General features: G+C 62.9%; 18 protein-coding genes, 1 tRNA gene, 1 pseudogene and 1 riboswitch. Of the genes and pseudogenes, 6 read left to right on the top strand and 14 right to left on the bottom strand.

Going from position 1 to position 22,566, the window contains the following annotated elements; translation table 11 throughout:
- The first annotated feature begins 85 nt into the window (after positions 1-85).
- The gene (gene ctrA, locus AC0CMF_RS21670; protein ID WP_019965068.1) at positions 86-778 is read left to right on the top strand and encodes a response regulator transcription factor CtrA; all 693 of its coding nucleotides are present in this window, start codon (positions 86-88) and stop codon (positions 776-778) included.
- Between the two features lie 246 nt (positions 779-1,024).
- Here ctrA and AC0CMF_RS21665 read toward each other — a convergent pair whose 3' ends face one another.
- The 8 genes and pseudogenes from AC0CMF_RS21665 to AC0CMF_RS21630 all read right to left on the bottom strand — a co-directional run bounded on the left by AC0CMF_RS21665 (position 1,025) and on the right by AC0CMF_RS21630 (position 9,314).
- Complete coding sequence (locus tag AC0CMF_RS21665; protein ID WP_374631080.1) at positions 1,025-2,011, bottom strand: MBL fold metallo-hydrolase; 987 nt, start codon at positions 2,009-2,011, stop codon at positions 1,025-1,027.
- A gap of 289 nt (positions 2,012-2,300) precedes the next feature.
- Positions 2,301-3,176 carry a CheR family methyltransferase gene (locus AC0CMF_RS21660; RefSeq protein ID WP_050472500.1) on the bottom strand — a complete coding sequence of 292 codons (876 nt, stop codon included), beginning with the start codon at positions 3,174-3,176 and terminating at the stop codon, positions 2,301-2,303.
- Positions 3,173-4,329: pseudogene (locus AC0CMF_RS21655) on the bottom strand (protein-glutamate methylesterase/protein-glutamine glutaminase). Before AC0CMF_RS21655 ends, AC0CMF_RS21660 begins: the two are co-directional and overlap by 4 nt.
- Before the next feature lie 21 nt (positions 4,330-4,350).
- Positions 4,351-4,716: a response regulator gene (locus tag AC0CMF_RS21650; RefSeq protein ID WP_026355815.1), complete on the bottom strand. Its 366-nt coding sequence runs from the start codon at positions 4,714-4,716 to the stop codon at positions 4,351-4,353.
- A gap of 43 nt (positions 4,717-4,759) precedes the next feature.
- Complete coding sequence (locus AC0CMF_RS21645; protein WP_472482455.1) at positions 4,760-5,239, bottom strand: chemotaxis protein CheW; 480 nt, start codon at positions 5,237-5,239, stop codon at positions 4,760-4,762.
- Complete coding sequence (locus AC0CMF_RS21640; RefSeq protein WP_472482454.1) at positions 5,236-7,998, bottom strand: hybrid sensor histidine kinase/response regulator; 2,763 nt, start codon at positions 7,996-7,998, stop codon at positions 5,236-5,238. Before AC0CMF_RS21640 ends, AC0CMF_RS21645 begins: the two co-directional genes overlap by 4 nt.
- Before the next feature lie 133 nt (positions 7,999-8,131).
- Positions 8,132-8,773 carry a histidine phosphotransferase ChpT gene (gene chpT / locus AC0CMF_RS21635; protein ID WP_050472496.1) on the bottom strand — a complete coding sequence of 214 codons (642 nt, stop codon included), beginning with the start codon at positions 8,771-8,773 and terminating at the stop codon, positions 8,132-8,134.
- A gap of 103 nt (positions 8,774-8,876) precedes the next feature.
- On the bottom strand, positions 8,877-9,314 hold the full coding sequence (locus tag AC0CMF_RS21630) for a YHS domain-containing (seleno)protein (protein ID WP_050472562.1): 438 nt from the start codon (positions 9,312-9,314) through the stop codon (positions 8,877-8,879).
- 341 nt (positions 9,315-9,655) lie between these two features.
- Between AC0CMF_RS21630 and AC0CMF_RS21625 the strand changes: the two genes are divergently transcribed.
- Both AC0CMF_RS21625 and AC0CMF_RS21620 read left to right on the top strand, forming a co-directional pair.
- Positions 9,656-10,288 (top strand): DUF1134 domain-containing protein, encoded by a 633-nt coding sequence (locus AC0CMF_RS21625; protein ID WP_050472495.1) that lies wholly within the window; start codon positions 9,656-9,658, stop codon positions 10,286-10,288.
- A gap of 120 nt (positions 10,289-10,408) precedes the next feature.
- Positions 10,409-11,587 (top strand): hypothetical protein, encoded by a 1,179-nt coding sequence (locus tag AC0CMF_RS21620; RefSeq protein WP_472482453.1) that lies wholly within the window; start codon positions 10,409-10,411, stop codon positions 11,585-11,587.
- Positions 11,588-11,728: 141 nt separating this feature from the next.
- Here AC0CMF_RS21620 and AC0CMF_RS21615 read toward each other — a convergent pair.
- Both AC0CMF_RS21615 and AC0CMF_RS21610 read right to left on the bottom strand, forming a co-directional pair.
- Positions 11,729-11,803, bottom strand: a tRNA-Glu gene (locus AC0CMF_RS21615).
- A gap of 116 nt (positions 11,804-11,919) precedes the next feature.
- A complete protein-coding gene (locus tag AC0CMF_RS21610) occupies positions 11,920-12,297 on the bottom strand; it encodes a DUF6476 family protein (RefSeq protein ID WP_374631063.1) in 378 nt (125 codons plus the stop codon).
- Here AC0CMF_RS21610 and AC0CMF_RS21605 point away from each other — a divergent pair.
- The 3 genes from AC0CMF_RS21605 to AC0CMF_RS21595 all read left to right on the top strand — a co-directional run bounded on the left by AC0CMF_RS21605 (position 12,296) and on the right by AC0CMF_RS21595 (position 16,701).
- Positions 12,296-13,321, top strand: a complete 1,026-nt coding sequence (locus tag AC0CMF_RS21605; protein WP_050472492.1) for an RluA family pseudouridine synthase — start codon at positions 12,296-12,298, stop codon at positions 13,319-13,321. The two genes, AC0CMF_RS21610 and AC0CMF_RS21605, sit on opposite strands and share 2 nt — an antisense overlap.
- Before the next feature lie 175 nt (positions 13,322-13,496).
- Complete coding sequence (gene rpoH, locus AC0CMF_RS21600) at positions 13,497-14,387, top strand: RNA polymerase sigma factor RpoH (protein ID WP_050472491.1); 891 nt, start codon at positions 13,497-13,499, stop codon at positions 14,385-14,387.
- Between the two features lie 121 nt (positions 14,388-14,508).
- Positions 14,509-16,701, top strand: a complete 2,193-nt coding sequence (locus AC0CMF_RS21595; protein WP_374631060.1) for a CHASE2 domain-containing protein — start codon at positions 14,509-14,511, stop codon at positions 16,699-16,701.
- A gap of 206 nt (positions 16,702-16,907) precedes the next feature.
- Here AC0CMF_RS21595 and AC0CMF_RS21590 read toward each other — a convergent pair whose 3' ends face one another.
- The 4 genes from AC0CMF_RS21590 to AC0CMF_RS21575 all read right to left on the bottom strand — a co-directional run bounded on the left by AC0CMF_RS21590 (position 16,908) and on the right by AC0CMF_RS21575 (position 22,176).
- Complete coding sequence (locus tag AC0CMF_RS21590) at positions 16,908-17,846, bottom strand: ABC transporter substrate-binding protein (protein ID WP_374631059.1); 939 nt, start codon at positions 17,844-17,846, stop codon at positions 16,908-16,910.
- An 82-nt stretch (positions 17,847-17,928) separates the two neighbouring features.
- Positions 17,929-18,639, bottom strand: a complete 711-nt coding sequence (locus tag AC0CMF_RS21585) for an ABC transporter permease (RefSeq protein ID WP_374631078.1) — start codon at positions 18,637-18,639, stop codon at positions 17,929-17,931.
- Positions 18,640-18,811: 172 nt separating this feature from the next.
- Positions 18,812-18,915, bottom strand: a riboswitch (TPP riboswitch).
- Between the two features lie 135 nt (positions 18,916-19,050).
- Positions 19,051-20,700, bottom strand: a complete 1,650-nt coding sequence (locus AC0CMF_RS21580) for a hypothetical protein (protein WP_374631057.1) — start codon at positions 20,698-20,700, stop codon at positions 19,051-19,053.
- 183 nt (positions 20,701-20,883) lie between these two features.
- The gene (locus AC0CMF_RS21575) at positions 20,884-22,176 is read right to left on the bottom strand and encodes an adenylosuccinate synthase (protein WP_050472559.1); all 1,293 of its coding nucleotides are present in this window, start codon (positions 22,174-22,176) and stop codon (positions 20,884-20,886) included.
- Between the last annotated feature and the right edge of the window lie 390 nt (positions 22,177-22,566).

Here is a 22,566-nt window from a genome sequence, read left to right as displayed (position 1 = left end):
CGGGGTTGACAATCAGTCCTACGTAGCGCGCGCACCGGCTGAACTGTTGCGATTTGCCCAGAATAGGCAGCACAAGGGGATTGACATGCGTGTATTGTTGATTGAGGACGATAGCGCCACTGCGCAGAGCATCGAGCTGATGCTGAAGTCCGAGAATTTCAACGTCTACACGACAGATCTTGGCGAGGAAGGCATCGACCTCGGCAAGCTGTACGACTACGACATCATTATGCTGGATCTTAACCTGCCGGACATGTCAGGTTACGAAGTCCTGCGGACACTGCGCGTTTCCAAGGTCAAGACACCGATCCTGATCCTCTCCGGCCTTGCCGGCATTGAGGACAAGGTGCGTGGCCTCGGCTTCGGCGCCGACGACTACATGACCAAGCCGTTCCACAAGGACGAACTGGTTGCCCGTATCCACGCCATCGTCCGCCGCTCGAAGGGTCACGCACAGTCCGTGATCGTTACCGGCGACCTGCGCGTCAACCTCGACACCAAGACGGTGGAAGTCGCTGGCCAGCGCGTCCACCTGACCGGCAAGGAGTACCAGATGCTGGAACTCCTGTCCCTGCGCAAGGGCACGACCCTGACCAAGGAAATGTTCCTGAACCACCTCTATGGCGGCATGGACGAGCCGGAACTGAAGATCATCGACGTGTTCATCTGCAAGCTGCGCAAGAAGCTCGCATCGGCCACCTCCGGCAAGAACTACATCGAAACGGTCTGGGGCCGTGGCTATGTGCTGCGTGAACCCGACATGGAAGTGGCTGCCTGAGACAGCCACCCCGCTTCATCCGCTTCAGGAGAACCTCCGTCCGCAGGGCCGGGGGTTTTTCTTTTGCAATCTGAGCCGCAAATTGCAAGAAACCCGCGCCCGGAAGCCAGACGCGGGTTTCCTCGGGATCTGGCCGATTCCCTTATACCAAGGCTCTGAGATGCTGACGCATCACGCCTTGGAAATGCTCAATCGCCGCACGGGCTTAACCGGCGCTCGATGAATCAATCTCATCGAGCGCCGGTATTACAGGTTAAGCTGATAGGCGGCCGGCACGTACCGGAAGCCATCGCCATTGGCCTCGACAAAGCCGACGGTGGGGAACGGCATGTGATAACCGGCGAAGGCCACCCGGTCAGCGGCAATCATGCCCAGCACCTTGCGGCGCGTTTCCGCTGCGGCGGCCTTGTCCATGTCGAAGCGGACTTCCCAGTCCGGATGGGCCAGTGACCAGACAAAGTGATTGGTCATGTCTGCGGTCAGCACCAGGCGCCGGCCTTCCGATTCCAGATTGTAGATCATGTGGCCCGGCGTATGCCCGGCAGCATCCATGCCGGTGATGCCGGAAACCACAGCGCCACCGTCACCGATGAAGGTCATCTTTTCGGCGAAAGGCTTGACGTGGGTTTCCATCAGCTTGGCCACGCCATTGCTGGCCGGATCCTGCGCGGCCCAGAAATCATACTCGGCCTGGCCCGCAACATAGACCGCATTCGGGAAAGCGGGATTGCCGCCCTCCAGCATGCCGCCGATGTGGTCCGGGTGCATATGGGTCAGCACCACAATATCCACCTGCTCGGGGCTGTAGCCTGCGGCCTGCAGTGCCGCCCGCATGTTGCCACGGTCCGGGCGCCCACCCTCACCGACACCCGTATCAAACAGCACCAGCTGCTCACCGGTATTGACCAGCACGGGCGTGAAGGAATTGCGGAACTTGTCCACCGGCAGAAAATTGGCCTCGGACACCGCGTTGAACTCTTCGGCAGGCACATTCATGCCGAAGGTCTTCTGCGGCTCCTCGCTCACCGCAGCCCCGTCCAGAAGAGCAGTCACCTCGAAGGCGCCCACCTTGAAGCGGGAGACGGAAAGAAGAGCTTCCGTCTGCATGGGTGCTGCGGCCTGCGCGCGAAGCGGCGCAAGACCCAGACCGAAGCCCGCTGCGCCCGCGGCTGTCAGACCCGCGGCGCCTCCGGCCAGAATATGGCGGCGATTGAATGAAACTGGCTGATCCATCATCCCGGTTCTCCAAATGATCAGTCGTTCATGGCCTGAGACTGAATGTGCCAAGCCTCGCCTGACAAACTGGAGCACCACAGGTTGAGATCAAGCAGAAGGCCGTGATCTGACGCGATCGTGAAGACGAAAAGCAAATGGCCGCCCAACCAGGGCGGCCATCAGCACAAGAGATATCCGGGCAGCTTATACCAAGGCGCTGAGATGCTGACGCATCACGCCTTGAAAATGCTCAAGCGCCGCACGGGCTTACCAATGTTCGATGAGTCAAGCTCATCGAGCATTGGTATTACTTCAGGCCAAAGGCAGACGTTGCACCAGCGGCGGCGAAGCGGGACGCAGGCTTTGCGGCTGCCTGCTTGAGCTGGTAGAGGCCACGCTGGCCCGGCACCGGCTGGAAGGCATCGGTCAGGCCCACCACGGTTTCGGCGGCGCCAAGCACCAGATATCCGTCATCCGGCATCATCTTGGCGATGCGGTGCAGGATATCCACCTTGGTCTGCTGGTCGAAATAGATCAGCACGTTGCGGCAGAACACGATGTCGAATTCGCCGAGGTGGCTGAAATTCTCCAGAAGGTTCAGCTTGCGCCACTCGATCATGGCACGCAGATCCGGGTTGATCTGCCACAGGTCACCCTGCTGCGAGAAATACTTCAGCAGCATCTGGATCGGCAGGCCGCGCTGCACCTCGAACTGGCTGTAGATGCCGGTCTTGGCCTTCTCCAGCACTTCCGTGGACAGATCGGTGCCGAGGATGCGGAACCGCCAGCCGGCAACCTTGGCCGCGTTCTCCTTCAGGCAGATCCCCAGGGAATAGGGTTCCTGACCGGTGGAGGCAGCCGCACACCAGATGCGCACGCTGCGGCTGCTGGCACGGTTTTGAAGCATCGCCGGCAGCATGATGTTGGTGAAATGATCGAACGGCGTCTTGTCGCGGAAGAAGAACGACTCGTTGGTCGTCATCGCTTCCACCACGGCATTGGCCAGCATGGCGTTGCCGCCGCGCTGCAGCGAGCCCACCAGCGCGGACAGGCCGTCAATGCCATTCTTGCGCGCCACCGGCACCAGACGGCTCTCGACCAGATACTGCTTGTCATCAGACAAGACCAGACCGGACCGCTCTTTCAGGAAGCGCTTGAGGAATTCATATTCGGCCGGTGTCATCGGATAGTCCCCTTCAACACGCGCACAATTTTGGGTCCAATTTCCATGAGCGGCAGAATGTCGCTGCACAGGCCCGTGTTGGCAGCTGCCCCAGGCATGCCCCAGACAACGCTGGAAGCCTCGTCCTGAGTAATAATGCTGCCGCCACCGGCGGAAATGGTCTTCACGCCATTCGCGCCGTCCGAGCCCATACCCGTCAGGATGAGCGCCAGTGTTGCCGAGCCATAGGCCTTGGCAACGCTGTCAAACATCGGATCGACGGCAGGTTTGCAGAAATTCACCGGAGGATCATCCGTCAGGCGGATCTTTACCGCACCCCCGTCCTTTTCCAGGATCATGTGCTTGCCACCCGGCGCCACATAAATATGGCCCGGCTGCAGCACATCACCTGTCTGCCCTTCCTTGGAGGGGCGCATCGCGGCCTTGCCGATGTGTTCGGCGAGAATGGCCGTGAAGGTCGGCGGCATGTGCTGCGTCACGACCACCGGAATGTCGCCAATCACCGGGCCGATATCGCGCATGACCTGCTGCAGCGCCTGCGGGCCGACGAATAGGGCTTGGTCTGCAGGCCCTGCTTCGGTGCTTCAGCACGGGTTGCCAGTGCCGGGCGGGTCGCCAGCGCGCCCACGGGCGCCTGCGAAGCCGTACGTCCAGCGGCCGTTTCTGCACGCATGACGCGGGCGCGGCTGTTGATACGGCGGGCACGCTCTCCGAGCGCCTTGACCTTGTCCAGAAGCTCCCGGCGGAAGTCGACCGAAGTGGTCAGCTCCGAAGTGCTTTCCGGTTTGGGCACATAGTCCGCAGCACCCAGCGACAGCGCCTTGAGAGAGATCTCGGCGTTGCGGCGCGTCAGCGTTGAGGCCATGACCACGATAAGATCACGCTTCTTGGCCAGCATGAGCGGCAGCGCCGTCAGACCGTCCATTTCCGGCATTTCAATATCAAGCACAACAACGTCCGGGTTGCTGCGCAGAATATCATCAACAGCCAGCTTGCCGTTCCGGTGCGATGCGACGACGGCGAGTGCCGGGTCCGCATCCAGCCAACGGCCGAGAAGTCCACGGATGACCACCGCATCATCAACCACCATCACGCGGATGGGGTCGGTGTTTGGTGTCGATCCCGTGGTAAGATTTGTCTGTGCAAATGCCATCCTGGCTGCCCTGTGAAAGGGTTAGATCAGACCGACTTCCTGGAATTTCGCCTCGACGATTTCCCGGTCGAAGGGTTTCATGATGTATTCGTTCGCACCGGCCCGGATGGCACGGGCAATGTGCGCTACATCGTTTTCCGTCGTGCAGAAGACCACGACAGGCTTGTCGCCGCCGGGCTCGCGGCGAAGGCTGGTCAGAAACTCGAGGCCATCCATGACCGGCATGTTCCAGTCGAGCAGGATGGCGTCAGGCATCTGGTTGCGGCAGGCGTCCAGCGCCTGCTGCCCATCCTCGGCTTCGGTGATCTCGAAATGGAGGTCCTCAAGAATCCGGCGTGCGACCTTGCGGATCACGCTGGAGTCGTCCACTACAAGACACTGTTTCATCTGCCTGTTCTCCATAGTACCCGGGTTCTGAGCATCCATGGCCTCAAGCGGCCATGGGCTCACTCATCATCGCCCCGAGCAGGCGCTCTACATCAAGGATCACCATCAGCTGGCCATCCAGGCGGTGCACACCGCCCGAGATTTCCGACCAGCGCTTGTCGAGGTTCTGCGGGTTCGGCTCCGCCGTCTTGGCCGACAGGGTCAGCACCTCACCCACCGTATCGATCACAAGCCCGCAGGATTCGTGCTTGTATTCGATGCCGACAGCCATCATCTGGCCGTCCTGACGGGGCGGCAGATGCAGGCGGCGGCGCATGTCGATGGCGGTGACGATCCGGCCGCGCAGGTTCAGCACACCGGCCACTTCCGGAGCAGACAGCGGCACGCGGGTGACGCTTTCCGGCACGAACACGTCATGCACCTGGGAAATCGGCAGGCCGAACAGCTGGCCACCGATCACCACGGTGACGTACTGGATCATGTCGCTGCCGGAACCGGCGAGATTGTGGTCAACGGCACTCATGCGGCCACTCCCATTTCACCAGAGAACACATCCTTGAGGGCCGCGATCAGGCCCGGACGGTCGAACTTTGCCACATAGTCATCAAAGCCTGCCTGACGGCCGCGCTCGATGGATGCCGGCGTGACCATGGCCGACAGGGCCAGGATCGGGATCTTGCGGAAGCGCGGATCGCGGCGCAGGGCTTCGCAGAACTCGAAGCCGTTGACGCGCGGCATCTCGATGTCGCTGACAATGGCCTGGAACTCGACGCCGCTCTCCAGCAGTTCGAACGCTTCGTCCGGACCGGTGCAGGTGGTGACGTCATAGCCGGCGGCCTTGAGGACAGGCGTCAGCATGTTCCGGAAGAAGGCCGAGTCGTCGACGAAGAGGATCTTTTTGGTCAGCGACCGGATGTCCATCTCCTTGCGCATGAACCAGTCCTCGAAGGCCTGCGGCAGGTAGTAGCCGAGGTCGAGGATTTCGGTTGCGCGGTCCTTGATGACGGCCGAGCCCAGGATGCCCGGACGCTCCGAGCCAACCTCGATGTTCAGGCGGTCTTCAACGATGTCCACGATCTCGTCGACGACGAGGCCCATGGAGCGGCCGCTGTCGGAGAACACCAGCATCGGCTGGGTGCCTTCCGTCTTGTGGTGGTCGCCTTCGTTGACATAGACGAGCGGCATGAGGGCACCGCGGTACTGAACCAGATCGCGGCCGTTGGAACGCTCGATCTTGGAGACCTCGAACTCTTCCAGACGCGTGACCAGCGACAGCGGCACGGCCTTCGGCTCGGGAGCCCCTGCACGGAACAGCAGCAGCGAGATCGGCTTCTGGCCTTCGCCGAGACGGCTCCGTGCGTCTTCCTGCTCTTCGTTCTGCTCGGCAACCGCGCTGGAAGCGTGGCTGGCCATGGCCGAAGCGATGCCGTTCGGATCGATGATCATGATCACCGAGCCGTCACCCAGAATGGTGTTGCCGGAGAACATGTTGAGGTTGCGCAGCATCGAGGACATGGGCTTGACCACGATTTCCTCGGTGTGGAAGACGCCATCCACCACGACGCCGAAGGTCTGGCTGCCGACCTGCATGACAACGATGAAGCCGTTGTCCTCGTCGATGGCCTTCTCTGCGTTTTCGCCCTCGTAGATGCCCAGCAGCTGCGACAGATGCAGCAGCGGCAGCAGCTTGTTGCGCAGGCGCAGAACCGGCGTGTCCTTGATGCGTTCGATACGGTGCTCGGAGTTGGTCTGCACGCGGACCAGTTCGACCACGGAGAGCTGCGGGATCGCGAAACGGTCACCGCTGGCCTCGACGATCAGGGTCGAGACGATGGCGAGCATCAGCGGGATCTTGATGATGAAGCTGGAGCCCTTGCCCGGGGTGGAGCGAAGGTCAACCGTACCACCGATCAGCTCGATGTTGTTGCGCACCACGTCCATGCCGACGCCACGGCCGGAGACGCTGGTGACGGCAGCGGCCGTGGAGAAGCCGGCGGCAAAGATGAAGCGATGGATCTGCGCATCGGTCATCTTGTCGAGTTCGGCTTCGGTCGAAATACCGCGCTCGATTGCCTTTGCCTTGATCTTGTCGACATCGAGACCGCGGCCGTCGTCCTTGACCTCGATGATGATGTGGCCGCCTTCATGGTAAGCGGACAGGGTGATGATACCCTTTTCCGGCTTTCCGGCTGCACGGCGGGCCGCAGGCATTTCGAGGCCATGGTCGGCGGAGTTGCGGACCATGTGGGTCAGCGGGTCCTTGATCATCTCAAGGACCTGACGGTCGAGTTCCGTCTCGGCGCCGATCATTTCCAGTTCGATCGGCTTTTCCAGTTCCTGGCTCAGGTCGCGCACGATGCGCGGCAGCTTCTGCCAGGCGTTGCCGATCGGCTGCATGCGGGTCTTCATGACGCCTTCCTGCAGCTCGGCCGTCACGTTGGACAGACGCTGCAGCGGCACCTTGAATTCGCTGTCTTCGTGACGGCGGACGATTTCCAGCAGCTGGTTACGGGTCAGCACCAGCTCGGACACCATCGTCATCAGGTGTTCAAGAGTTTCAACCGCGACACGGATGGACTGGTTGGAGACACCGCCGCCGGCAGCAGCCTTCTTGTCAGCCTTGTCCTCGCCGTCGTCATCACGGGCAACAGGCGCACGCGGGGCCTTGGCAGGCTTGGCTTCGGCGGCAGCCGGTGCAGCAGCAGCCGGGGCCTTGGGTGCGGGGGCGGGCTCGGGTTCAACCGCAGCAACCTCGACCTCGGTCTCGGTCTCGCGGAATGCGCGCTCAAGTTCATCAAGGGAAACTTCACCGGGGCGCAGGGGGCGCTCAAGGATCTGCAGCGGCATGTCTTCGGCAGCTGGTTCCGGCTCCGGCTCCGGAGCTGCCGCGGCCGCAGGTGTCTGCGCGCTCATCGACATCCGCTCCAGCTCGGATATCAGATCGCTGTCATCGCCCTGCGGCTCTTCGCCTTCTGCAGCTTCCAGGTCGGCCAGGATCTCCTTGATCCGGTCGATCGAGCTGAGAATGAGCGACACCGCTTCAGGCGTCACCGGAACGCCGTCACGGAACTTGCCCATGAGGGTTTCGGCAGCATGGGCAATCCCTTCAAGGCGCGGCAGCCCGAGGAAGCCGCACGTGCCCTTGATGGTGTGAACCAGCCGGAAAATGTTGTCCAGGATGGTCGCGTTGTTTGGCTCTTGCTCGAACTTGACGAGCTCAACGTCCACAACATCGAGACTCTCACTGGTCTCGGTCAGAAATTCCCTGAGGAGGTCGTCCATGGCCTGCACTCACCCGACTAGTTACTGGTTCCGCGCCCCCGAAGGGACGGCTGGACCGGGATGTCCATGTCGTGAGGTTGGCCCTAAACAGTTAAGATAGACTGAAGCGGGTTCAGCTTCCTGCCAGTGATTTCTATACCTGAGTTGCGGTAAGCCTTACGCCCTCGTCGTCTTTGACAATATCAATCTTCATGCCGCATTCACGCGCCAGCAGAACAGTATAAATCGGCTGCACGGAGTGCGCATCGACGCGCTCGGGCTCTTCGCCCGACAGTGTCGCCTGCATGCCCAGCGGAATCCGCGGATTCACGCCCTTTGCGGTCAATTCGAAGGACGGGCTGGCAGGCTGGCCGGTCATCGAAACGGTGATCTCGCCCCCGCGCGGCACGCATTGATTGGCGATCAGAAGCAAGTTTAGCAAAAGCTTAACCAAGTTCTTCGGCATCAGCTGCCGGTCAATCTGCCAGTTGAGATTTGACTTCTCGTTCTCCATGAGTGCGCCCGCCACGGACTGGGCATCGCCCAGATCAATTTCTGCCCCGGCAGAGCCAGCCGCGCCAAAGGCAAGGCGGGCAAACTGCAGCTTTGCGGAGGCCTGACGCGCACTCTTGCGGATCAGTTCCATGGCGAATTCGCGCATGTCGCCGGAGCCGTCCTCGTCCAGCACCTCAAGCCCGTTGATGATAGCCCCCACCGGCGAGATGATGTCGTGACAGATACGGCTGGACACCAAGGCCGAGAGGTCGAGGGAGGTGAGATCTTTCATTTCGGACATGGACGGACAAAGCTCCAGATCTGGCCAGCTGCAGACATGATTCGAGAAAATGTACCAAAGCGTTACACAGGCAGGCAGGCCCTGCCAAGGGAATGCAGTCCTTTCAGGGCAGCAAACAGCCAGTTTTAAGGGCATTTGCCGCCGCTGCCTCGACGGAGGTCTCGAGAGAGGTCAGGAACAGGTAGCGGTTCACCGCCGTATGAAAGAAATAAAGCCGGCTCTCAACCACCGCAAAGATGGCCGGATTGCCTGCCGTCGCATAGCCCTCCACCAGCGCATAGGCGCCGCAGCCGCCATATTGCGGGGCATAGACCTCCGGATCGCGCTCGAAGGCAGCCTTGTTGCCCTCGTTGACGAACAGCCACCGCACGCCGCGCCAGGACAATTCGATCCGGCGGTCGCCAAGCCGCGGATAGCCGTCGACAAAAAATGCGACAGGATCATAGCCGCCAATGGCATAGGCCGTGACCGGATCGGCCAGATAGAAATCCGGGCGGGCAGGAGCACCACCGGCACTGAGCGCAAAGAAAACGGCCGCCATGGCGAATTGCTTGGCCGGAAGCCATAACCTTGTCAGATTCAAGGTAAATTCTGACATTGATTCGGGTCCTGCTGCCATGATTCGAGCGCTTGGTCTTCATACTACGAAATGCCTGTTCCGTTCCAACCGGGACACGTCCGGGGTGAGGCAAAGTGAAAACAGTGACGGGCGGCACGGACAATGAACCTGGAACTGCAAAGGTGATTGCGCGTTTGTCCGGTATGGCGCCTGCCCCTCTCCCCCCGCGCATGCCGTGTGCGGCGCAAGCGTCAGGTCAGGCTTTGAAGAGAGAATAGCTTCAGCCGCATGGCTGTGAATTTTAAGTTTGGAGAAACACCAAGATGGCAGACAACAAGGCTTCCGGAACCAGCTCCAGCGAAGGCCGCCCGATCAGCCGGCGCGCGTTGATGGGCTTCATGCTCGGCTCGGTCGCGAGTGCTGCCCTCATGGGCCGCTCAGGGGCCGCTTTGGCCCAGGGTTCACCTCCGGGCGGCAGCTATAACCAGCAGGAAATTCTGGACGCCGGCCATCGCTTCTTCGGTGAAATCTCTGGCGGCCTTGCCTCGGTCATCGAGAAGGCCATCAGCCAGTATGGCGAGCCCAACGGCTACATTCTAGGCGAGGAAGGGTCTGGCGCGATCGTTGCCGGTGCGCGTTACGGCGAGGGCGACCTCTACACCCGCAATGCAGGCAATCACAAGATCTTCTGGCAGGGCCCGTCGATCGGCTGGGACTTCGGCGGCGACGGCGCCCGCGTCATGATGCTGATCTACAATCTGCCGGTGGTGGAGGACATTTACCGCCGCTATGTCGGCGTCAATGGCTCGGCCTATCTCGTCGGCGGCTTCGGCATGACGGTGCTTGCCTATAACAACATCTATGTCGTGCCCGTGCGGGCCGGCGTCGGCGCCCGCCTCGGCGTCAACATGGGCTACCTCAAATTCACCCAGCGCCCGACCTGGAATCCTTTCTGATCTGCGGAAGTTATCTGAACGGCAGCTTTTCAGGGCGGGCCTCTTGGCCTGCCCTTTCTGCTGCGGTATTGATGAAGGTAACTGGCAGCAGAACAGACTTCAGAACCAGCGAGACGGCGTGTGATCGAAGCGGCAATGTATGGACTTCTGGGGTTCCTGGCAGCCAGTCTGCTGGGCCTTGCTGTTCTGTCTGCCGTGTGGAAACGCGCCGTGCGCCTGACACGTGAAGCGGTGCTGGCCACCACGCCAACCAGCTACCGCGAGATCATGGCCGCGCGTGACACGCTGCGCGCCGAACATGCCGTGGAACTGCGCCGCCTGGAGCGGGAACTTTCAAGGCTCAAGGAAGAAAGCACCCGGCTCCGTGCCGAGGCCGGACGCGCACTGCCCGCCCAGCTGGCGCTGGAGCGCGAGCATCACGCCCAGCTGCGCCAGGACAAGGCGCTGGAGGAGCAGCTTGAGGCCGAACGCCGCGATTCAGCCCGCCTGAAGGACGCCCTCTCCGAACTGGGCGCCCGTTACTCCGCCCTTCTGGAAAAGACCTTCGAGGCCGAAGCGCCCGAACTGACCGGCACGGCAGATACGGCAGCGCTCGCCACCATCACTTCGCTGGAAGCGCAGATTGCCACGATGAAGCGCCAGCTTGAGGCCTTCCGGGGCGGCGCACTCGCCAGCCAGATGGAACCGGATGCCGACGGCAGTGCATTGCGCAAGACGATTGCCCAGCTGGAAGCCCGCCTTCTCGACAAGGAAGCCGATCTGATCGCCGCCCAGGCCGACATTGCGCGCCTGAGCCTGCATCTGGACATGGCCGGTGCAAAGCCCGAGACGCTGATGACACGGCTCGACAGCGAACTTCAGGCGGCAGAGACGGAGAAAGCCAGGCTGGCGGCCCGCACGGCGGCGCAGGAGCGCGCACTCACCCGCGTGCGCGGCGAGAACCTGCGGCTGCGCAGCGAACTGGCGTCCAGCACGACGGTCCAGGATCTTCGCAGCGAGCTTAAGTCCATCACCAAGGCCATGACGGGCGGCACGGCTGCGGCGCCCGCAGCGCGGCCAACCTCAGCCTCAGCCCCGGCCCCGGCCGCTCCCCAGCCGGCCAAGACGCGCAAGAAGGCAGCCGCCAAGCCGGCACAGCCAACGCAGCTCAGCCCGGCGCAGCTTGCCGGCAAGATCGTACGTGCCAGCGCTGCCGCCGCCAGCCAGCAGCAGGCAGCCCAGGCTGCAACAGCCCCTTCGGCCGTCACGGCAACGCCTGCATCTGCCCCGGCAGACCCGCAAAAGAAGGTGGTCGCCTGAGGCGAAGGCAGCATGCCGCAAGCCTCTGGCCTGCCTTGCTGTTCAGATCTGGAAACTGACATCCCCGGATGAAACACGCCAAAGCCCGCACGCAGCGCGTAACGCTGTGTGGTCTCATATCCATCATGTGAGGGAAGAGTTTGGTACTCCCAAGGGGAATCGAACCCCTGTTTCCGCCGTGAGAGGGCGGCGTCCTGACCGCTAGACGATGGGAGCGCCAGCAGCAATCGTGCTGCGAGGCCGCTCATATAGGCTCAACAGCAGAGCCATGCAAGGGCAAAGTTCTGATCCGCCGGGGAAAAACACCTTCCCCGGCTTCCGGACCGGAGCATTCACTCCGCCAGCAGCTTCGTGCGGCCCAGGATTTCGCCGGATGAGGCGTCCAGATGCACCAGCTGGGACGCGCCCTCCTGCTGAACCAGCAGGATGAGGCTGCCATCCGCCCCCGGCGAAAGGCCCAGCACCTCGGCCCCTGCCCCCAGTTTCACCGTCTCCGGCAGGGCAACGCCGCTGTTTTCCTTGCCCACGGAATTGACCTTGTACACGATTACTGCGAAGAGAGCGGCAAATCCGGCGAACATGATCAGCGTGGAGCCCGCCATGAGGCGGCGCAGGCGCGTCTGAACCCGCAGCACGGCGGGGTCCAGAGGAGCTTCCTCCTCATGTGTGCTGGTCTCCACATCCCGGTCTTTGAAGGCGGAATTGGTCATGAACGATACTTCTCCTCAGGCGCCGCAGGGGCTGGATGGGGCATCCGGCTTTATCGCTTCTGAAGAAGATGCAGGCAAGCGCCTCGATGCCGTCATGGCCGCAAAGCTGGAAGGCCTCAGCCGCAACCGGGTACAGGCCCTTATCAAGGGTGGCGAGGTGCAGGTCAACGGCAAGACCGTCGAAGAGCCCAAGCACAAGGTGCATGAGGGCGACCGCCTGAGCCTGACCATGCCCGAGCCGGAGGATCCCGAACCGCAGGGCGAGGACATCCCGCTCGACATCGTCTATGAGGATGATGCCCTCATCGTCATCGACAAGCCGGCGGGTCTCGTCGTCCATCCGGGAGCGGGCAACTGGACCGGCACGCTGGTGAACGCGCTGATTGCCCATTGCGGCGACAGCCTGTCGGGCATCGGCGGCGTCAAGCGCCCCGGCATCGTCCACCGTCTCGACAAGGACACATCGGGACTTCTGGTCGTCGCCAAGACCGATATTGCCCATCAGGGCCTGTCGGAGCAGTTTGCCGACCACGGCCGCACCGGCCCGCTGGAGCGCGCCTATCTGGCGCTGGTCTGGGGCGGACCGGGTGCCTTGCGCGGCACCATCGAAGCCAATCTGGCCCGCTCGGAGAGCAACCGGCAGAAGATGACCGTGGTGCGCAAGGGCGGGCGCGAAGCCATCACCCACTGGCAGGTGATCGAGCGCTTCGGCCCGGTTGACCAGCCGCCGCTGGCCTCGCTGATGGAATGCCGGCTGGAGACGGGCCGCACCCACCAGATCCGTGTGCACATGGCCCATATCGGCCTGCCGCTCATTGGCGATCAGGTTTACGGCGCCGGTTTCAAGACCAAGGCAAACCCGCTTCCCGAGCCCTTGCGCAGCGCTGTCCTTGAGTTTCCCCGTCAGGCGCTGCACGCCGGCGTCCTTGCCTTCGAACATCCGGTCAATGGCGAAACGCTGTATTTTGAAAGCGAGATGCCCGAGGATTTCGCCACGCTTCTTGAAGCATTACGAAAATTTTAGGTTTCAGCCCCCTTTACGGTCCTGTTTTCGGCAAGATCTTCCTTATATCTTGAACCTGAGGGCGATCCGGGAACGGATGCCATATTGAAGCGTTTGCCCTGAGCAGCAGCACAAGCGGTGCCGCCAGACGTCCGGTAGGGGAACGCAGAAGGTTTTAGGAAAGGGGGCGCATTTCATGGCCCAGAACATTCCGGTGCTGACAGCAGGCGAAGGCGGCCTCAGCCGCTATCTCGACGAAATCCGCCGGTTCCCCATGCTGGAACCGCAGGAAGAATACATGCTCGCCAAGCGCTACCGCGAGCATGAAGACCCTGCCGCCGCCGAAAGGCTCGTAACCTCGCACCTGCGTCTTGTCGCCAAGATTGCCATGGGCTACCGTGGCTATGGCCTGCCGCTCGGCGAAGTCGTATCCGAAGGCAACGTTGGCCTGATGCAGGCCGTCAAGCGCTTCGAGCCCGAAAAAGGCTTCCGCCTCGCCACCTACGCCATGTGGTGGATCAAGGCCGCGATCCAGGAATATATCCTGCGGTCCTGGTCGCTGGTGAAAATGGGCACCACCGCCAATCAGAAGCGCCTGTTCTTCAACCTGCGCCGCCTCAAGGGCCGTATCCAGGCGCTGGAAGAGGGTGATCTGAAGCCGGATCAGGTGCAGGCCATCGCCACCAAACTGGGTGTGCCGGAAGAAGACGTGATCTCCATGAACCGCCGTCTGGCCGGTGACGCCTCGCTGAACGCGCCGATCCGGGCTGCGGAGGCCGATTCCGGCGAATGGCAGGATTGGCTTGTGGACGAAAGCGAAAGCCAGGAGACGATCCTCGCCGACCAGGAAGAGCTGGACATGCGCCGCAAGCTGCTGGGCAATGCCATGTCGGTTCTCAATGACCGCGAGCGCCGCATCTTCGAGGCCCGCCGCCTGTCGGAAGATCCGATCACGCTGGAAGACCTCTCCACCGAGTTCGGCGTCAGCCGCGAGCGCGTGCGCCAGATCGAGGTGCGCGCCTTTGAAAAGGTGCAGAAGGCGGTGCAGAAGAGCGCCCGCGAAATGGAGACGGCAACTCCGGCCTGACTTGTTTTCCAGCATCAATGGCATTTGATGAAACGGGACGCGCACTTGCGTCCCGTTTTTTGCTTTTCTAACGTGGCAGACTGCGGTCGGACGCGCCGCAAAGGGTGGAGGCTGCATCAGCGTGGGGTTTGGGCACTTTATGGGCAAGCGGGCGCGGGTTGCGCTCGTCACGCTGGCGGCCTTGGCCAGCCTTGCAGGCATTCGTGCCATCGACCCGCCGTTTCTGCAGGCCGTGCGGGAGCTGAGCTTCGATTATTATCAGCGGCTGGCCCCTCGCGGCTATCAGGACAGCCCGGTGCGGGTGGTGGATATCGACGATGCCTCTCTGGCGCTCTACGGCCAGTGGCCCTGGCCACGGGACCGGATGGCGGAAATCGTCAACACGCTCAACAGCATGGGTGCCGCCGCCATCGCCTTCGACGTGATCTTTGCCGAAGCCGACCGGTCCTCGCCGCGGCAGCTGGCGCTCAGCCTGCCGGAAAGCTCCATCGCTGCCTCGCCGGATCTGAAAGCCGCGCTCAAGTCTCTGCCGGATACGGATGAGCTTTTCGCAGAAGCCCTGGCGGAGGCCCCCTCCATCCTGGGCTTCGCGATCCTGCCTTCTGCTACCCCGCAGCAACCGCAACTGAAGGCCGGCATGGCACATGTGGGCCCCTCCCCCGCCGGCCTGCTCGCGCCTTACGCCTCGGCTCTCGGCGCCATTCTCCCCCTGCAGGAGGCTGCGAGCGGCGTCGGCAGCGTGTCGCTGAGTGCCGACGACACAGGCGGCATCGTCCGCCGCATTCCGCTGCTGGTGACCGACGGGACCGAAGTCTTCCCCAGTCTGGCGGTGGAGGCCCTTCGCGTGGCACAAGGTGCAACCGGGCTGATCACACGGGCGGATGAAACCGGCAGAGGCGGAGCGCTCAACGGGATCAGAGTGGGCAGCTTTTCGGTTCCGGTGACGGAAACCGGCGAGTTCTGGGTTTATTACGATTGGAACCGGCCCGAGCGCTATGTCTCCGTCGCCGACCTTCTCGACCCGCAGAAGCGTCCCAAGGTGCAGCCACTGATCGATGGCCAGATCATCTTCATCGGCACCTCTGCCGCTGGTCTGTTCGATATCCGCTCCACGCCCCTTGGCGAGCAGGTGCCGGGCGTATCGATCCACGCACAGGCGGCAGAGCAGATCATCTCCGGCAACTTCCTCTCCCGGCCGGACTGGGCGGAGGGTGCGGAAATCATTGCCGTTCTGCTCGCCGGCCTCGTCCTTGTCGCGCTTCTGCCGCTGACCGGCGGGCTGATCACCGGCGCGGCAGCCGTTTGTCTCACCGTCCTGATGTTCGGCGGCTCCCTGCTGCTTTTCGTCCAGAACGGCCTGCTGATCGACGGGCTCTATCCCTCGATCACCGCCTTCGTCGTCTTCGCCATCGGCACCTCCATGCTCTATGTGATGACGGACCGGGAGAAGCGCTTCGTGCGCCAGGCCTTCAGCCAGTATCTCTCGCCGGAGCTGGTCAGCCAGCTGGAACAGCAGCCGGACCAGCTGGTTCTGGGCGGGGAACTGAGGCCCATGACCATCCTCTTCATGGATGTGCGCGGCTTCACCCCCATTTCCGAACAGCTGACGCCGACGGAGCTGGTGCATTTCCTCAATACACTGCTGTCCCCGCTCAGCGATGCCATCCAGGCCCATGGCGGCACCATCGACAAGTATATCGGCGACAGCATCATGGCCTTCTGGAACGCACCCGTCCGGGTGGAAAACCACGCCGCCATGGCCTGCGCAGCCAGCCTGAAGATGCTGGACGTGGTGGACCAATTAAATGCGGAAGATGCCTTCGGCTTCAAGGCGCGCAATTTCAAGACCCAGACCGTGCAGATCGGCATTGGCCTCAACACCGGCGAGGCCTGCGTCGGCAACATGGGCTCCTCACGCCGCTTCAACTACTCGGTGATTGGTGACGCTGTGAACGTGGCAAGCCGGATCGAATCCAGCTGCAAGAGCGTCGGCGCCGATCTCGTCGTCTCGGAAGACACCCGCACGCAGGCCCCTGATCTTGCCTATCTGGAGGCTGGCGCCATCCCGCTCAAGGGCAAGTCCCGGCCCGTGAAGCTCTTCGCGCTGATCGGCGATCAGGAGCTGCGGCGCAGCGAGGCCTTCCGGACGCTTGAGCTGCATCACATGAAGCTGATGGATGCCCTCGACAACCGCAAACCGGAAGCCGCCGCCGCCGCCCTTTCCGACTGCCGCAACGCCGCCCCGCCGGAACTCACCGCCTTCTACGACCGGCTGGCCGAACGGGCGGAAAAGCTCGAAACAGCGGCGGCGTGAACTGCGGGAAGGTTTGACGGGTGCAAGCAAGCTCAGGCGTCCCGAACACCTCTCCATCGTCATCCCGGACGCGCTCCGCGCGATCCGGGACCGGTGAGCCAAGGCCTGCCGGCTCTGGCTCTGTAGCGGAACCAATTTTCGCCCCGGCTCACCGGTCCCGGCTCAAGGCCGGGATGACGACGGATAGATAGGCGTTTTCTTGGCCGTCACCGCAGCTCCGCCGTATAGTCCTCCACCGGCGGCACGCTGGTGATCAGCTTGTTTTCATGCAGAAACTCGGCAAAGCGCTGATAGCGGCCGGCATCCAGAGCTGCCGGCCGCTTGGCAAAACGCGGCAGCGTGTCGCTCCAGGCGCGGCGGTTCAGCTCGTCATCGAGATTCGGGTAGGCCGCAATGAAAGCCTCCCACGAATCCTCCGGATGGTTGGTGAGGTAGACCGTTGCCTTCTCCACCGCCGCGAGGAAACGGACATAGCGCGGGTCACCGGTCTTGTCCTTCGCCGCCACATAGATCAGCTCGTCGAAGATGGGCACGCCATTTTCTTCCGGGAAGAAAGCCTTGCCCTTCTTGCCCTCCAGTTCGATCTGCGTGAGCTCAAAATTGCGGTATCCGCCGATCACCGCATCCACCTGACCCGTCATCAGGGACGGCGACAGGGCGAAGTTGACGTTGATGAGCTCCACGTCCTCGATCGAAAGCCCCTGCGAGCGCAGCATCTGGCCGAGCATCGCATCCTCGAAGCCGGAGACGGAGAAGCCGATCTTCTTGCCCTTGAGGTCCGCCAGCGTCTTGATGGGGCCCTCCTCCAGCACGATCAGCGTGTTCAGCGGCGTCTCCACCAGCGTGCCGATCCACTTCAGCGGCATGCCTTCGTTGATCTGGGCATGGAGCGTCGGCTGATAGGACACGGCAATATCCCCCTGCCCGGCCGCCACGAGCTTCGGCGGCATGGCCGGATCGGCCGGCTCGATCAGGTCCACATCAAGCCCTTCGGCTTCAAAGAAACCCTTCTGCTTGGCCACCACCAGCGGCGCGTGGTCCGGATTGACGAACCAGTCGAGCAGAACGGTCAGCTTGTCCGCCGCCGAAGCGGGGGCAGCAGTGGCCAGAACAGCGGCCAGCGACAGCGCGAGAATGCGTTTCATGCGGGGTCTCCCAATAGACAGGTGTTGGATGAAGTTCGAGCCGGTCCAGCCTCAGCCTGACCGGCAGATGCGTGCGCGGGGATCAGTCCTCGCGCTGCCAGGGCACCATGCGGCGGGTCAGGCGCTCCACAACAAAGCGCAGGACCAGAACCATGGCGGCAAGCAAGGTGAGAGCGGCAAACATGGTGTCCGTCTGCATCCGGGCATTGCTCTGCAGCATGATGAAGGCGAGCCCGCCCTTGGCGCCGACCCATTCGCCGACAATGGCACCGATGGGGGCGAAGACCGCTGCAATCCGGACACCGGAGGCAAGCGCGGGCATGGCAGACGGCAGGCGGAAATAGCGCAGTTCCTGCCAGCGGTTGACGCGGTAGAGCAGCGCCAGATCGACCAGGCCCTGATCCATCCGCCTGAGGCCGTCAAAGAAGGTGGAGGTGACGGCAAAAAAGATGACCAGCACCGCCATCACGATCTTGGAAGCAAGGCCGAAGCCGAGCCAGAGCACCAGAATGGGGGCAATGGCAAAGACCGGCAGAGCCTGCGTCACCAGAACCACCGGCAGCAGCCCGCGCCGTGCCAGCGGCGACAGCCACATGACGAAGGCCAGCATGACCCCGGCTGCAATGCCAAAGACAAAGCCCAGCAGGGTTTCGCTCAAGGTGATGCTGGCGTGATACAGCAGGAAGCCGCTCTGGCGCTGGAAAGCCTCCAGCACCTTCAGCGGGCCGGGCAGCATGTAGGGCGGAATTTCGAGGAACCGCACCGCCAGATCCCAGATCAGCAGCAGGAACAGGCTGACCGTCAGGCCCGGCGCAATGCTGCGCAGGAGAGAGGCTGCACGGGCCGGAAACGCATTCCGGACAGGGCTCGCAGAGGGAAGGGGTTGCCTTCCCGAAAGAAGTTCTATCGACACAAAAGGATCTCCCGTCACCGGCGAGCCGGTCAAGACATTGGAGATCCGGGATATGGCTAAAGGTTTCCGTCCCTTCGCCGGCATGACCCGGATCAGGTTCTAAGGGTTCGGCTTTGCGCCATCTCAGCTCACATCGGAGCACCCCTCGGACCAGCCCGAAACATGCCGCCTGAATGCCGCCTTGGCAAGCAAAACTTGCGGCACCCTGTCACAAAAGCCGAAGGCCCCGGCTGTCACCCATGGACAGCCGGGGCCTTGAAGCTTAACCGGAACCGGGCAGAACCGCCGGGATCAGCCGCCCTGCCAGGCGGCCAGCGCCTGTTCCAGAGCGCGGGCGCCCGGGGTGCCCTTCTCGATGGTGAAGATGGCACGCTTGCCGTTTTCATAGAGCATCGGAATATCGATCCAGCCACGCTCACGCATCAGGGCAAGGTTGCGGTCCCGCTCGCTGTCAACGCTCGACAGCGCAATCCAGAAGTAACCCGGAGCAACCTTCACCGAAGCGCCCAGGAGAGCATCTCCGCGCGCTTCCTCGGTCGGCTTCATCACGAGGCCCGGCACATTGGAGACGTCCCCGCCGGAGAAGCCCTCAGGAAGCTGGAACTGGATCTCGACCAGATGGCTGGCCGGTAGCGACACATCCGTGTTCGGCTTGATTCGCAGCGTCACATTGATGTTCCGGTCCGGAATCTGGGCCTGCGCCACGAGCACCGTTTCGGCCTGTCCGCCGGAGCCGTTTTCCTCGGAAACCGACCAGGCCACATTGCCCGCAGAAGCGGTGCCGGATCCGCTGGCATCTTCGCCCTCCTCATAGAGGAAAGCCTTCTGCGCAACGATTGCACCGGGCGTTTCTGCCGTCTGAGCCGGCGCCGTGCTGGCGGGCGGGGCAGCGGCCTCGGGCACGGCAGCAGGCGCCTCCTGCGGCGGCGGAGGAGGGGCTGACGGTGTGATGAGTGTCGTCGTCACGGTCCGCGCATCGGGGGCAACCGCAGGCTCACCCGTATCGGTCAGCAGACGGTCGGTGTTCTTGCCGCCATTCTCGCCATTGGCAGCCGTCTCGCCCGCCGGTGCTCCTGCCTCGGGGGCCGGAGCGGTCGTTGCGGCTGTATCCCCGCTGGAGGAGAAGATCCCCGCGATCAGCGAGCGCTGGGAATAGATGAAGGCACCGATACCGATCAGCACCAGCACAAATCCGCCCAGGAACACGTAGGACATGAAAGACGAACTACCAGCCGTGCGGGCGCGGCGCGGGGCGCGTGTCCGGCCCTTGCGCGGTTCATCAGCCGCAAGCCGGTCAGCCGCAGCGTTCACGCTTCCAGCACCGGCGGGCGCAGGTGCGGACGGATCCGGGCGCAGGCTCTCGCCGGCAGGCGCCGGCCGCGGGCTCGGCGTGGGAAGGGCGTAGGAAGACGGTGCCGGGGCAGCCGGTTCAACGGACGGCTTTGCAGGCGCCGCCCCGAAGGCAGGCTCCATGCGCGGCTGGCTGCGCTCAACGGGCGGCTCTGCCGGAGTGCTTTCGTTGCGGAAGGCATCGCGGGCGGTCTGCACCGCGCTCGACGACGCATCCCCCAGCCTTTCGGCTTCCTGCACGGCAGAGCCCAGCGGCCCGCGCGGCGCAGGCGAAGACGGGGGATAGGGTTCGGTGCGGGGAGCGGCCGGAGCGCTGGAGCCCGCAGCAGGGGCCATGGGCGCGGGCGCAGCAGGCGCCGGGCGCGTCGCCATCAGCGTTTCGCGCGCAGCCTCGGCCTCAACCTTGCGGATAGCCTCCTCAAGGCGCAACTGCTCGGCCGTGATCTCGGACGGGGAAAGCGGCGGCTCATAGGCCTTGAGCTGACTGACAATCGCGTTTCGGGCGCGGCTGTAGACGTTGCGCCGTGCAGAACCGTTGTTCTCCGGCAGTGACGCAATCGTTTTTTTCAAAATCGAATAGTAATCAGCCATTGGCTCGCTCGTGAGGGGTGCCAGCCTGAACCCGGCGCACCGGAAGCTCCGTATTCATGCCATCCCATTTGTAGGCTCAACACCGGCGGGCGCAAGAGGTGTTCAGCAAAGATAGGATGTGCAATCAGGTTTTTACATGACTTTCGGGCGGAATGGGGAGCATTCCGCCCGATAAATTTCACGTCAGTCCTGGAACGGATTCTGCACCAGGATGGTGTCGTCACGCTCCGGGCTGGTGGAAAGCAGCGCCACCGGTGCGCCGATCAGTTCCTCAACGTGACGGACATACTTCACGGCCTGCGCCGGAAGATCTGCCCAGCTGCGGGCACCCTTGGTGGATTCCTGCCAGCCCGGGAGGGTTTCATAGATCGGCACCACGCGGGCCTGCGCGCCCTGGGAAGCCGGCAGATAGTCGATCCGCTTGCCGTCCAGCTCATAGCCGACGCAGATCTTCAGCTCTTCCAGGCCGTCCAGAACATCCAGCTTGGTCAGTGCGATGCCGGTAATGCCGGAGGTGCAGACCGTCTGACGCACCAGAACCGCATCGAACCAGCCGCAGCGGCGCTTGCGGCCCGTGACGGTGCCGAATTCATGGCCGCGGGTGCCGAGGAATTCGCCGACTTCGTTCTGCTGCTCGGTCGGGAACGGGCCTTCGCCCACGCGGGTGGTGTAGGCCTTGGTGATGCCCAGCACATAGCCGACCGCATTGGGGCCAAGGCCCGAGCCGGTGGCAGCCTGACCGGCAACCGTGTTGGACGAGGTCACGAAGGGATAGGTGCCGTGGTCGATGTCAAGCAGTGCGCCCTGCGCGCCTTCAAACAGCAGGCGCTTGCCTTCACGGCGCTGGCCGTCGAGCAGCTTCCACACCGAATCCATGTAGGGCAGCACGGTGCCAGCCACGGAGGACAGTTCTTCGAAGATGGCCTGAGCGGAAATTTCGCTCTCGCCGAGGCCCCGGCGCAACGGATTGTGATGCGCCAGCAGCCGGTCGATCTTGGCCGGCAGCGATTCCAGATTGGCAAGGTCCATCAGACGGATGGACCGGCGGCCCACCTTGTCCTCATAGGCCGGGCCAATGCCGCGGCCCGTGGTGCCGATGCGCGTGCCGGTGCTGGAGTTTTCGCGCAGCGCGTCGAGTTCGCGGTGCAGCGACAGAATCAGCGTCGCGTTTTCGGCGATGCGCAGGGTTTCCGGGTTCACGGTCACGCCCTGATCGCGCAGGCGGCCGATTTCCGACACCAGTGCATGCGGGTCCAGCACCACGCCATTGCCGATCACCGACAGCTTGCCCGGGCGCACGACGCCGGAGGGCAGCAGGGACAGCTTGTAGCTGACGCCGTCGATCACGAGCGTATGGCCGGCATTATGCCCGCCCTGGAAACGGACAATCACATCGGCCTGCTCCGAGAGCCAGTCGACGATCTTGCCCTTGCCTTCATCGCCCCATTGCGAACCGACGACAACAACATTGGCCATGGGTGCCATACCCTTCTCAAAAGGAACCATCTGCCGGGGCCGCTTTTTCCGGGCACCAGCACACAAAACCCCGGTACATGGCCGGGGCAAACGCGCGGACTATAGCCACTTCCGCCAAGAGTTGCGAGCCCGAAACGGAAGAAATTGACGGAAGGGAGCCTCGCATTCCGGGTGGCGCTGACTGCCGGGCAAATGATACATCTTTGATCCTGCAGAGCTGGCAGTGTTTGAAACGGACTGCACGGAGGAGGAAGGCCTTCCCATAGCCGCAGCGCCCCTCTCCCCCCTTGAGGGGGAGATGTCTGCGTCAGCAGACAGAGGGGGGTAGCAGCGCTTCGGCACAACACGGTCTCTCTCAAACGGACAGTCCGTTACCCCCCTCTGCCCCTC

It is taken from the genome of Pannonibacter sp. CBAS1226 (assembly GCF_055685825.1).
Note: the sequence above shows the minus strand (reverse complement) of the source record. Positions and strands in the feature narration are given on the sequence as shown.

Coding starts and splice junctions, on each gene's coding strand:
- ctrA (WP_019965068.1), top strand. CDS start 86: ATGCGTGTATTGTTGATTGAGGACGATAGCGCCACTGCGCAGAGCATC.
- AC0CMF_RS21665 (WP_374631080.1), bottom strand. CDS start 2,011: ATGGATCAGCCAGTTTCATTCAATCGCCGCCATATTCTGGCCGGAGGC.
- AC0CMF_RS21660 (WP_050472500.1), bottom strand. CDS start 3,176: ATGACACCGGCCGAATATGAATTCCTCAAGCGCTTCCTGAAAGAGCGG.
- AC0CMF_RS21650 (WP_026355815.1), bottom strand. CDS start 4,716: ATGAAACAGTGTCTTGTAGTGGACGACTCCAGCGTGATCCGCAAGGTC.
- AC0CMF_RS21645 (WP_472482455.1), bottom strand. CDS start 5,239: ATGAGTGCCGTTGACCACAATCTCGCCGGTTCCGGCAGCGACATGATC.
- AC0CMF_RS21640 (WP_472482454.1), bottom strand. CDS start 7,998: ATGGACGACCTCCTCAGGGAATTTCTGACCGAGACCAGTGAGAGTCTC.
- chpT (WP_050472496.1), bottom strand. CDS start 8,773: ATGTCCGAAATGAAAGATCTCACCTCCCTCGACCTCTCGGCCTTGGTG.
- AC0CMF_RS21630 (WP_050472562.1), bottom strand. CDS start 9,314: ATGGCGGCCGTTTTCTTTGCGCTCAGTGCCGGTGGTGCTCCTGCCCGC.
- AC0CMF_RS21625 (WP_050472495.1), top strand. CDS start 9,656: ATGGCAGACAACAAGGCTTCCGGAACCAGCTCCAGCGAAGGCCGCCCG.
- AC0CMF_RS21605 (WP_050472492.1), top strand. CDS start 12,296: ATGAACGATACTTCTCCTCAGGCGCCGCAGGGGCTGGATGGGGCATCC.
- AC0CMF_RS21610 (WP_374631063.1), bottom strand. CDS start 12,297: ATGACCAATTCCGCCTTCAAAGACCGGGATGTGGAGACCAGCACACAT.
- rpoH (WP_050472491.1), top strand. CDS start 13,497: ATGGCCCAGAACATTCCGGTGCTGACAGCAGGCGAAGGCGGCCTCAGC.
- AC0CMF_RS21590 (WP_374631059.1), bottom strand. CDS start 17,846: ATGAAACGCATTCTCGCGCTGTCGCTGGCCGCTGTTCTGGCCACTGCT.
- AC0CMF_RS21580 (WP_374631057.1), bottom strand. CDS start 20,700: ATGGCTGATTACTATTCGATTTTGAAAAAAACGATTGCGTCACTGCCG.
- AC0CMF_RS21575 (WP_050472559.1), bottom strand. CDS start 22,176: ATGGCCAATGTTGTTGTCGTCGGTTCGCAATGGGGCGATGAAGGCAAG.